The sequence below is a fragment of the Paenibacillus luteus genome (assembly GCF_006542765.1).
In the GTDB taxonomy this organism is placed as follows: Bacteria; Bacillota; Bacilli; order Paenibacillales; family Paenibacillaceae; genus Pristimantibacillus; species Pristimantibacillus luteus.
This window is the reverse complement of record NZ_SKCD01000001.1, coordinates 20016-31808: the sequence shown is the minus strand read 5'-3', so window position 1 is coordinate 31808 and position 11793 is coordinate 20016. Positions and strand designations below refer to the sequence as shown.

Annotated in this window: 5 protein-coding genes and 1 pseudogene; 2 read left to right on the top strand and 4 right to left on the bottom strand. The window is 50.9% G+C overall.

The features are described 5' to 3' along the window. Positions 1-48: 48 nt before the first annotated feature. The gene (gene tyrS / locus E0496_RS00130; RefSeq protein ID WP_141499614.1) at positions 49-1335 is read left to right on the top strand and encodes a tyrosine--tRNA ligase; all 1287 of its coding nucleotides are present in this window, start codon (positions 49-51) and stop codon (positions 1333-1335) included. A 320-nt stretch (positions 1336-1655) separates the two neighbouring features. Then, a complete protein-coding gene (locus E0496_RS00125) occupies positions 1656-8222 on the top strand; it encodes an InlB B-repeat-containing protein (RefSeq protein ID WP_141499613.1) in 6567 nt (2188 codons plus the stop codon). A gap of 180 nt (positions 8223-8402) precedes the next feature. On the opposite strand, the gene E0496_RS00120 is transcribed toward E0496_RS00125, so the two are convergent. The 4 genes and pseudogenes from E0496_RS00120 to E0496_RS00105 all read right to left on the bottom strand — a co-directional run. After that, the gene (locus E0496_RS00120; RefSeq protein WP_141499612.1) at positions 8403-9599 is read right to left on the bottom strand and encodes an MFS transporter; all 1197 of its coding nucleotides are present in this window, start codon (positions 9597-9599) and stop codon (positions 8403-8405) included. Between the two features lie 72 nt (positions 9600-9671). After that, positions 9672-9953 carry an ArsR/SmtB family transcription factor gene (locus E0496_RS00115; protein WP_139993095.1) on the bottom strand — a complete coding sequence of 94 codons (282 nt, stop codon included), beginning with the start codon at positions 9951-9953 and terminating at the stop codon, positions 9672-9674. A gap of 180 nt (positions 9954-10133) precedes the next feature. Then, positions 10134-11114 carry a phosphotransferase gene (locus E0496_RS00110; RefSeq protein WP_141499611.1) on the bottom strand — a complete coding sequence of 327 codons (981 nt, stop codon included), beginning with the start codon at positions 11112-11114 and terminating at the stop codon, positions 10134-10136. A 264-nt stretch (positions 11115-11378) separates the two neighbouring features. After that, positions 11379-11531 (bottom strand): annotated as a pseudogene (locus tag E0496_RS00105) (transposase domain-containing protein); the annotation flags it as partial. Between the last annotated feature and the right edge of the window lie 262 nt (positions 11532-11793).

The following is an 11793-nucleotide window of genomic DNA, read 5'->3' as shown; positions in this document are numbered from 1 at the left end:
TAATGAGATTCGACGTAAACTGTAGGAAACGCCAGAGGAGAGAATGAAATGACAAACGAAGCAATCGTAAACCAGGCTGATCTATTAGCTGACCTTGAATATCGGGGACTGGTTTCGCAATTTACGAATCGCGAGGAATTACATAAGAAGCTTACTGAAGAACGTGTGGTGCTATACTGCGGATTTGATCCAACGGCAGACAGCTTGCATATTGGCAGCTTGCTTCCTATCTTGTGCTTGCGCCGTTTTCAACAGGCGGGCCATATTCCGCTTGCGCTGGTCGGCGGCGGAACGGGTTTGATCGGAGATCCGAGCGGACGCTCCTCCGAGCGGTCGCTTAACACATCCGACACAGTGGCGGGGTGGACCGAGAGCTTGAAGCGCCAGCTGTCCCGTTTTCTGGACTTTGAGCTTCCGGAAAATCCAGCTAAGCTCGTAAGCAACTACGATTGGATTGAGCCGCTGGATGTCATAACCTTCTTGCGGGATGTAGGCAAAAACTTTACCGTCAATTATATGCTGGCGAAGGATTCGGTGGATTCCCGCTTGTCGTCGGGCATTTCTTTTACCGAGTTCAGCTATATGATTTTGCAGGCTTACGATTTCCACAAGCTGCATGAGGAGCATGGCTGTTCCTTGCAAATCGGCGGAAGCGACCAATGGGGCAATATTACGGCGGGGCTTGACCTGATTGGCAAAATGGGCGGCGGAGATGCCTACGGCATGACGATGCCTCTTGTCACGAAGAGTGATGGGAAGAAATTCGGGAAGTCCGAGTCTGGCGCGATTTGGCTTGACCGCTCGAAAACGTCTGCCTACCAGTTCTATCAGTTCTGGATCAATACTGAGGATAGCGATGCGATAAAGTTCCTGAAATATTTCACTTTCCTCTCTCGTGCGGAGATTGAGGCATTGGAAGTCGAGCTGCAGGAGCGTCCGGAGAAACGGGCAGCGCAGCGCGAGCTGGCGCGTGAGATTACACGTCTTGTCCATGGGCAAGAGGCGCTTGATAGCGCTGAGAAAATTACGCAGGCGTTCTTCTCTGGCGATGTGAACCAATTGAGCGAAGCAGAGCTGATCGAAGCGCTGCAGGACATGCCTACTACGGTGCTTACGAATCGCGAGGAGATTGCGCTTATGGATCTGCTGATCGAATCGGGTGCGGCGCCATCCCGTCGCCAAGCGAAGCAGGATATCACGAGCGGCTCCATCTCCATCAATGGCTCGAAGCAAAACGATGTTGAGGCGATCATTGGCAAGGAACATAGATTGTATGATAAATTCGTGTTGCTGCGTCGCGGGAAGAAAAATTATTTCTTGATCCGTTTTGAATAGAAAAGCAAGTGAGCCAGGCCGCCAGGCTAGGGTGGCTTGGCTTTTTTTCTGCGAAAATACAATGGATTTATAAGGCTTGTTGGCACAAGGATTTACTCGAAAAAATAAATATATTCCTTAACAAAGAAAACCGCGGGAGCTTGCTCTTACGCGGTTTTTGTCTTTTTTTAGCTGCTTTTTTTCATTATTCTTTTATTTCACTTCGGTAGACTTGGATAGGAAAGCTTTTCAGGCAAATCTTGATTCATTGAAGGGGATATTATGGTGATACACCTATTTTTTATGCAGAGGAACATGGATGGGAAGAGGGGCGCGGGAATGTGAATAAAGCTAATTACGACTTTAATTGGAAATCATCTGGAAATTATTTTAATTGGAAAAAAGTTAGGATTGTTTTGCTGACGATCGTTCTGGGAATTAGTGGCTTATTGGGACAGCTTGTCCAAGGCGGAAACCATGCCTATGCAGCTGTTAGCGAATGGGAAGCGGTAGGAGAAACGGGTTTATCCGTAAGCAGCGGCGCTTACTGGTACACAAAAATGGTTGTGTACGATGGTATACCTTATATCGCTTTTACGGACGTTAGAAATGCTCAGAAGGCTACAGTCATGAAGTACGTAGGGAACAGCTGGGTCACGGTAGGAAACGCTGGATTTTCGGCAGGCACAACCGCTCACTTATCTTTGCAGGTATATGAAGGCACGCCTTATCTCGCTTATGTGGATGGCGGGAATGCCAATAAGGCTACCGTGATGAAATACAACGGCAGCAGCTGGGAAACGGTGGGGAATGCCGGTTTATCCGCAGGTGGGGTTGATTATACATCGTTGTATGTGCACGAAGGCACGCCTTATCTTGCTTACAAGGACGGTGGACATTCCAATAAGGCGACGGTGATGAAATTTAACGGAAGCGTCTGGGAGCCTGTTGGGAGCGTGGGATTTAGCGCGGGTGATTCCTCATGGTTATCGATGCATATGGACAAAGGTATCCCTTATTTGGCTTTTTCGGATAATGGCGATTCTCAGAAACCGTTCGTCATGAAATACAATGAAACTAATTTGACCTGGGAGACGGTTGGCGGTGCTGCATTATCAGCAAACGCAGCCTCCCATATATCGTTATATGTATCTGATGGTTTGCCTTTTGTCTCTTATCGGGATGGGGGAAATGCGAACAAAGCTACAGTAATGAAGTATAACGGGAATAGTTGGGAGACGGTAGGAAACGCAGGGTTTTCGACAGGTGGAGTCAATAATACATCACTACACGTGAACGAAGGTACACCCTATGTGGCTTATAACGATAGCGCGAATGCAAGTAAAGCCACATTGATGATGCTTAACGGCAGTTCTTGGGAGCCGGTAGGGAACGATGGGTTTTCTGCAAACGCAGCTTACTACACCTCATTGTATATAGATGATGGCACCCCCTATGTCGTTTATCATGATGTTGGAAATTACCGAAACGTCGTTGTGATGAAAGCGATGAAGAAGTTTACAGTAAACTACGACGCAAACGGGGCGAGCTTAGGCAGTGCTCCAAGCGGAAGCAGCTACGGAAATAACACTAGCGTTACGGTTCTAAATAATACTGGGAACTTGGTCAAGACAGGTTATACGTTTGCAGGTTGGAATACAGCGATGGATGGCAGCGGCACAGATTATGCTGCAGGAGACATATACACGATGGGTGCGGCAGACGTGACACTGTATGCCCACTGGTCAGCGAACAGCTACACGTTGGCTTACGACGGAAACGGAGCAAGTTCGGGCAGCGCTCCGAACGGTGGCAGCTATGCCTACAACACGGGGGTTACGCTTCTAGGCAATACAGGACATTTGGTGAAAACGGGCTATACGTTCGCGGGGTGGAACACTGAGGCGGACGGCAGCGGGACGAACTATGCAGCAGGAGATACGCATACGATGGGCGCGTCGGGTGTGACTCTTTATGCTCGGTGGACCGTGAACAGTTATACGGTCAGCTACGATGGTAATGGGGCGATATCGGGAAGCGCTCCGAGCGGAGGCAGCTACGCGTACAACACTAGCGTCACGGTGCTCGGCAACACTGGTAGCTTGGTGAAGACAGGGCATACGTTCGCGGGGTGGAACACGATGGCGGACGGAAGCGGAACGAATTACGCCTCAGGTGGGACGTATACGATAGGCGCATCGGGTGTGACTCTTTATGCTCGGTGGACCGTGAACAGCTATACGGTCAGCTACGACGGGAATGGGGCGATATCGGGTAGCGCTCCGAGCGGAGGCAGCTACGCGTATAACACTAGCGTCACGGTGCTTGGCAACACTGGAAGCTTGGTGCAGACAGGGCATACGTTCGCAGGATGGAACACGGCGGCAGACGGAAGCGGAACGAACTACGCCGCAGGCAGCACCTATACAGTAGACGCAGCGGGAGTGATCTTGTATGCACAGTGGGCGGTGAACAGCTATACGCTCGCTTACGATGGCAACGGAGCGAGTTCGGGAAGCGCTCCGAATGGAGGAAGCTACGCGTACAACACGAGCGTCACGGTGCTAGGGAACACTGGAAGCTTAGTGAAGACAGGACATACGTTCGCGGGGTGGAACACGGCGGCGGACGGAAGCGGAACGGACTATGCAGCAGGAGATACGCATACGATGGGCGCGTCGGGTGTGACTCTTTATGCTCGGTGGACCGTGAACAGTTATACGGTCAGCTACGACGGTAATGGGGCGATATCGGGAAGCGCTCCGAGCGGAGGCAGCTACGCGTACAACACTAGCGTCACGGTGCTTGGCAACACTGGTAGCTTGGTGAAGACAGGGCATACGTTCGCGGGGTGGAACACGATGGCGGACGGAAGCGGAACGAATTACGCCTCAAGTGGGACGTATACGATGGGAGCAGTGGGCGTGACCTTGTATGCTCAGTGGACAGCTAACAGTTATCTACTGGCTTACGACGGAAACGGTGCGTCATTGGGCAGCGTTCCGAGTGGAGGCAGTTATGTCTACAATACGGGTGTTGTGGTGCTCGGCAATACGGGAAGCCTAGTGAAGGTCGGGTACACGTTTTCGGGGTGGAACACGGCGGCAGACGGAAGTGGCACCGGCTACGCCGCAGGTGGCACATTTATGATGGGTGCAGCGGGAGCAACCCTGTATGCGCAGTGGACGATAGCGAATTACACGGTGGCTTACGACGGAAACGGCGAGACAACGGGAAGCGCTCCGAACGGAGGCAGCTACGCGTACAACACTAGCGTCACGGTGCTTGGCAACACTGGTAGCTTGGTGAAGACAGGGCATACTTTCGCCGGTTGGAATACAGCAGCGGATGGCAACGGAACAGATTACGCTGCAGGAGACACGTATACGCTGGGCGCGTCGGGTGTCATCTTGTATGCGCACTGGACAGCGAACAGCTATACGGTCAGCTATGACGGTAATGGGGCGATATCGGGAAGCGCTCCGAGTGGTGGCAGCTATGAGTACAAGACTGGTGTTACGATGCTTGGGAATACAGGAAATCTAGTGAGGGCAGGTTATGCGTTCGTGGGCTGGAACACGACAGCGGACGGTAGCGGAACAGATTACGCCGCAGGAGAAACGTATACGATGGGTGCGTCGGGTGTCATCTTGTATGCACAGTGGTCCGTGAACAGCTATACGGTCAGCTACGACGGTAATGGGGCGATATCGGGAAGCGTTCCGATCGAAGGGAGCTACGCCTACAACACGAGCGTCACGGTGCTTGGGAACACAGGTATCTTGGTGAAGACAGGGCATACGTTCGTGGGGTGGAACACGGCGGCGGACGGAAGCGGAACGGATTATGCCGCAGGTGGGACATATACGATGGGAGCAGCGGGTGTGACCTTGTATGCACAGTGGACCGTGAACAGTTATACGGTCAGCTACGACGGTAATGGGGCGATATCGGGAAGCGCTCCGAGCGGAGGCAGCTACGCGTACAACACTAGCGTCACAGTGCTTGGCAACACTAGTAGCTTGGTGAAGATAGGGTATACGTTCGCGGGGTGGAACACGGCGGCAGACGGAAGCGGAACGGATTACGCGGCAGGTGGGACATATACGATGGGAGCGGCGGGCGTGACCTTGTATGCGCAGTGGACAGCTAACAGTTATCTACTGGCTTACGACGGAAACGGCGCGTCATTGGGCAACGTTCCGAGTGGAGGCAGTTATGTCTACAATATGGGTGTTGTGGTGCTCGGCAATACGGGAAGCCTAGTGAAGGTCGGGTACACGTTTTCGGGGTGGAACACGGCGGCAGACGGAAGTGGTACGGACTTCGCCGCAGGCGGCACATATACGATGGGAGCAGCGGGAGTGGTCTTGTATGCAAAGTGGACGATAGGTAACTACACGGTGACCTACGACGGAAACGGCGCGATTTCGGGAAGCGTTCCAACGGGAGGCAGCTACGATTATGATGCTGGCGTTATTGTGTGGGGTAATACGGGTAATCTGACGAAGATGGGCTATGTATTATCGGGTTGGAATACAGCAACGGATGGCAGCGGAACAGATTACGTCGCAGGAGACACGTATACGATGGGCGCGTCGGGTGTCATCTTGTATGCGCAATGGACAGCGAACAGCTATATGCTGGCTTATGACGTCAACGGAGCGAGTTCGGGAAGCGCTCCGAGTGGTGGCAGCTATGAGTACAACACTGGCGTTACGGTGCTTGGGAATACAGGAAATCTAGTGAGGACAGGTTATGCGTTCACGGGCTGGAACACGACAGCGGATGGAAGCGGAACGGATTACGCCGCAGGTGGGACATATACGATGGGAGCGGCAGACGTGACACTGTATGCCCAATGGTCAGCGAATAGCTACACGTTGGCTTACGACGGGAACGGAACAAGTTCGGGAAGCGCTCCGAGTGGAGGCAGCTATGAATACAATACTGCCATCGTGGTGCTTTGGAACACTGGGAGCTTGGTAAAGGCAGGTTATACATTTGCAGGTTGGAACACAGCGGCGGATGGAAGTGGTACGGACTACGCTGCGGGTGGCACATATACGATGGGCGCAGCGGGAGTGGTCTTGTATGCAAAGTGGACGATAGCTAACTACACGGTGACCTACGACGGAAACGGCGCGATTTCGGGAAGCGCTCCAACGGGAGGCAGCTACGATTATAATGCTGGCGTTACAGTGCTTGGCAATACTGGAAGCTTGGTGAAGACAGGCTATACATTTGCAGGCTGGAACACAGCGGCAGACGGAAGCGGAACGAACTACATGGCTGGTGAGACGCATATGATGGGCGTGTCTGGAGTGACCCTGTACGCGCAGTGGACATTAGACAGCTATATAGTAAGCTTCGACAGCAACGGAGGAGCGGCAGTGGCGAGTCAGACGGTGAGTAACAGCAGCACCGCATCCAAGCCAGTCGCCCCGACAAAGAATGGGTACACGTTCGATGGGTGGTACACAAACAGCAATTTAACGGAAGCGTTCGAATTCGACACTGCGATCACAGGTGACATAACGCTATATGCAAGGTGGAAGCAAGCCAGTCCGACGGGTTCATCATCAGGTACGGCAGGTTCTGCACAAAAGGAAGAGATTACGGTAAATGTGAAAGATGGTGAGCATGTTAAAATCTCCATTGGTTCGACCGTGGTCATCACTCGTGCAGCGGATTCAAGCGGCAAGAAGAAGGACAAAGCAACCTTCACGGCGATAGAAGCGGCTAAAACCGTGGAGCAATTGAAGGCAATTGGTTCACATGCCGCACTCCTTGTTGTTCCCGATTTGGGTGACAAAGTGTCGGAGCTTCTTTTCACCCTTCCAAGCGAATCTTCGGATCAGTTGGCGAAAGGGGACATTGGGCTGAATATCGCAACAACCCATGCCTGGCTTAAACTCCCGGTAGATGCGATGAAGGATTTGAAGGAAAGCACCTTCTTCCGTATCACGCCTTTGAAGGACGGGGAAGAGCAACGGGAACTAAGTGCAAGGGCCGCTCTGTCAACTTCGGTGAGCGCTGCAATTGGGGATAGCGGCATCAAAATGATTGGAGTTCCAGTAGGGTTTGAGACCAATCTGAAAGATCACACGGCGATATTGGAGCTCCCTTTAGTTAATACGGGCTTGAACAAGGAGCAGTTCTCTTATCTGGGCGTTTATATGGAGCGCAGCGACGGAAAAGTGGAGTTGATACGCGGGAAAATCGCGTATGATGATGTAACGGGAGACCCTGTCATTCGAATTGCGGTCAGTAAGTTTAGCGTATTTAACACGTTTGCTGTGGTTTATTCTGCTGGCTTTAGCGCAATAAAAGAAGACGTATTCATTAAAGCTTACATCACGGGCTATGCTGACGGCACATTCCACCCGGGCAACAGTGTGACCCGAGCCGAGATGGCAGCCCTGCTTGCACGCGCATTTAGTGGAGAGAAAGCTCAACAGAATGACAGGGATTACTCGGATGTGCGATCCAGCCACTGGGCTGCCGCTGCGATCGAAGAGGTAACCAAGCTAGCACTTATGAATGGATTTACAGATGGAACATTCAAGCCGGCGCAGATAATGACGCGGGGCGAGATGGCGGCTATTGTGATAAGGCTGCTAAAGAGTGATGCAAGCGGAGAGGAAAGCTTCACAGATACCGCAGGACACTGGGCGGATATGGCTATTAAGAGTGTAAAGGCGGCCGGAATCATGAACGGTTATGCTGACGGTACTTTCCGTCCGAATCAAGCTATCACTCGTGCCGAAGCGGTAGTTATCATCAATCGATTGCTAGGGAGACAGCCGTTAATCAACCTGGAACCGGCCTTTACGGATGTGCCTGCGGCACACTGGGCTTACGGCCAAATTCAGGCTGCATCGATAGACCATCTGTCTGGGGAATAATTAAACGGTGCTTAAGATAACATTTAGCTAGGTTCAAGGACAAGTCATAAGCAATAATGAATGACATATGTATCCCAACCGATAAAACAGCTTTAGCTCAATGCATATACATGAAAATGACCTGCATCGCCCCTAAGGGCAAGGCAGGTCATTTCTTTTATCGTACAGGTAAACATTGAATTACGAACTCGTATTGACGAGGCTGCGTTTGATAGCTTCGCGGCGTGTCCGCGAGTGGGAAATGCCGAAGAAGGTAGCAGCCGTTGCTGCAGCTAGTATAACACCGGTTGCTCCGATCCAGCTGATGGAAGTGAGCGAAGCTTGCTCAACGACTACACCGCCAAGACCTGCGCCTGCTGCCATGCCGAGCTGCAATACTGAGCTATTGAGACTAAGCATGATACCGGAAGCTTCTGGAGCAAGCGACATTAAGTGAAATTGCTGCGTAGGACCGGATGACCAAGCGGTAAATGCCCAAAGCATCAGCAGAGGAAACACGATGTATGGCGAATGTCCGGCTAGCGATAGCAGGACAAGCGCGATCGTATGAAATAACATTCCGCTCACTAACGTGCGGGGCGCGCCCCATTTATCGGTGCTGTAACCGCCGAATTTGGAGCCAAACAAGCTGGCAATGCCGAAAGCGAAGAGGCCAATGCTTACGCCTTGCTCGCTTAGTTTGGTTACGTTCAACAGATAGGGTGAGATATACGTGTAAACAATGGAGTAACCGCCGATCCACATGAAGGTAACCGCTAAGGCGATCGCAATTTTGGGCTGTTTAAACAGCGCAAGCTGCTTGCGGATGGGTACTGGCTCCTCACCGTCGGAACGCGGAATGGCAAGCAGGATAATCAACATCGCAAATAATCCCAGCAGACCAATCACTCCAAAAATCAGCTTCCAATCATAGACGGAAGCAGCGACTCTGCCAAGAGGCACGCCAATAATTAAGGAAGTACTAAAGCCCATGACTAGCGTTGCAATTGCGCTTCCTTGTTTACCGGGGGCAGCAAGCTTGGCAGCAACCGTTAATGCGGTAACTACGAATACGCCGGTGCTAAGCGCGAGAACGATACGGGATACCAGCAAAAACGAAAAGCCAGGCAAAGCGATAGCAATTAAGTTGCCAACCGCGAATACGCCGAGTGCGTAGAGCAGAAGCTGCCGCCTTTCCATGCGTGCAGTGACGGCCATGAGGATCGGTGTGCCGAACGCATAAGCCAGCGAAAAAACGGTGATCAGCTGCCCGGCGGCCGATAATGAGACTCCTACGTCAGCAGCCACCTTATCCAAAATGCCTGCAATAATAAATTCGGATGTCCCGACTAGAAAGCTGATAATAGCCAGCATATAAATTTTCCAAACGTTCGACATGCTAGTAAAGCTCCTCTCCACACTCCAATATTTTTATATTTCTAAGTTTATAGAAATAAGGGTGAAAAAAAATTACTCCAGCAAATAAGGCGCGTACTTTTGCGCCATTTCGCGGTTTACGCTGTAGTAGATATACGTTCCGTCCTTGCGGAGATTAAGCAATCCGCATTCGGTCAACTGCTTCAAGTGATGGGATAGTGTTGATCCGGCCACCGATTCCAGCTTAGTGCCAATATCGGAGCAGCACAAATTTTTCTCCTCCGTAAGGAGAAGAGCGATTTTGATTCTTGTGGGCTCTCCGAGCGCTTTATACACTTTGACAGCTTGACGTACGTCCGCATTTTCTTCTACCATCGTAAATTCACCTTTTTCCAACTGTAGTTATTTCTATATGCGTAGAAATAAGATAGCATACCTTTATTTGAAAGTAAACAGGGAAAATGATGGTTTAGGTGGTTCCAACAGCAGAGCCATATCCAAAATGGCAGTTAGAGAGACCAAAGGCAGCGGATAGCCTCTGGTCTGTAAGGGATGTTAAAGCTGTTGCGCGTTCACCCACGATGTAAGAAATTTGAGCTTTCCGTCAAAATAACCATCGTCCTGCCAAGCTCCCCATACAGCGCTTTGCCCCGTATGCAGCCCCATGAGCCATATTTGCCTGACGGCGACAAAGACGGGAATTATGGCAAGATCCTCTTCGCTTAAGGCACGTTCCTTGGTATAGGCTTCAAGAAAGCGACGCCAACACTCGTCCTCGAAGCTGCTGCTATCGGGATTGCCATGAACCCGGTCCCATAGAAATACAGACAGATCGTATGCGCGCCAGCCGATTCCGCAGCAATCAAAATCAAAATGGGTCAGGCTGCCATCTTCTTGATGAAATACATTCCATCCATGAAGATCACCGTGGCAAGCTCCCCAATTATAGGTGCTGCCGGAGGCTGCTGTCAGGCGCAATTTCAAGCGATCGGCAATTTCTTGTACGAGCTGGGCGTCAGCCGCGCGATGCTGCAAGAACGGGAGCAATTGCCGAAGCGGCTCGTCGAGCAGATGCTTGGTGTCCAGCTCGAAGCGCTCATGCTTTGGTGTGTAGTGATCCATGGCCAGATGAAGCTGAGCAACGGATGTTCCGAAGGTGGCGCTGGTGGAGGCATCAACTTTGCCGATGCCGTCCGCATAAGTGAACAAGACTGCGTAGCGCTTGCCTTCCGGAGCGTCGAGCTCGGTCAGCCACTCGCCGTCCTCTCTGGCGATTGGGTAGGAGATTGGAAGCATGCGATTGTTTAAGTAAGTAAGCAGATCAAGCTCGAAGCGAATAGCGGATTCGGTTCGCCATTGATGCTTGTAAATGCGCAATATATATTTTCCGCAATCGGTATCGACCGCATAGGTATCATTTAGGCCATTGGATAAGAAGCGAGTTTGGACCGGTTTGCCAATCGAATAGAAAGGGCTAATCGCTTCAAATAATTGATCTTTGTTAAAAACGGTATGCAGGGGCTGCACAGCTATCATATCGAAATCATCCTTCAAGTCGTATTAACGGTACTTAAGCATATCGTAACGCAAAGACGTGCAAAAAGTGATGTAAATATCAGCTATAGCCATTTTTTACTTGATTGGAGACTGGAAATCATGCAGCTTCGGAAAAATTTACTGCTTTTGATAAATAAGAAATGTGTTGAAATAATCGAATAGCAGAAGTGAATCTTAAAGTTATGTCGTAAGCGTCAAATAGCCCACACCTTGTCATCAAGATGAGGGCTAAGATAAGCTGGATTAAGATTTAAACACGCGACAAGTCAGCGGTAGCGATGTTGACCAAGGTAAAAGTTTGTCCAGCGCATCCGGGTTTTTCGGATCGGATAGCTGCGGGAGTTGCTCGAACAAATACACCAGATACTTGAAAGGATTCAATCCGTTTTCTTTCGCGCGGTAATCCCGCACAACCTTCGAGTAGAAGAAGTGCTAGAAGCCGAAGTGAAGCAAGGCGACAACCGTGTGATGGAGCAGCTTCTTAGTGTTCTTTCGAGCCCCTACGATCACTCCCGTGAACGGTCTGATTATTACACGTTCCCAATGGTATCAACCCGTCCATATCAAACTTTTTGCGGTACCTGATATAATAAAACGGCAGCCCACCTCAATGGTCAGCTGCTTTTGTCTGTTCTGTGTTGTTTTTATAATTCATCAA

Excerpts from the sequence above, each read along its gene's own strand:
- tyrS (WP_141499614.1), top strand. The coding sequence starts at position 49 with ATGACAAACGAAGCAATCGTAAACCAGGCTGATCTATTAGCTGACCTT.
- E0496_RS00120 (WP_141499612.1), bottom strand. The coding sequence starts at position 9,599 with ATGTCGAACGTTTGGAAAATTTATATGCTGGCTATTATCAGCTTTCTA.
- E0496_RS00115 (WP_139993095.1), bottom strand. The coding sequence starts at position 9,953 with ATGGTAGAAGAAAATGCGGACGTACGTCAAGCTGTCAAAGTGTATAAA.
- E0496_RS00110 (WP_141499611.1), bottom strand. The coding sequence starts at position 11,114 with ATGATAGCTGTGCAGCCCCTGCATACCGTTTTTAACAAAGATCAATTA.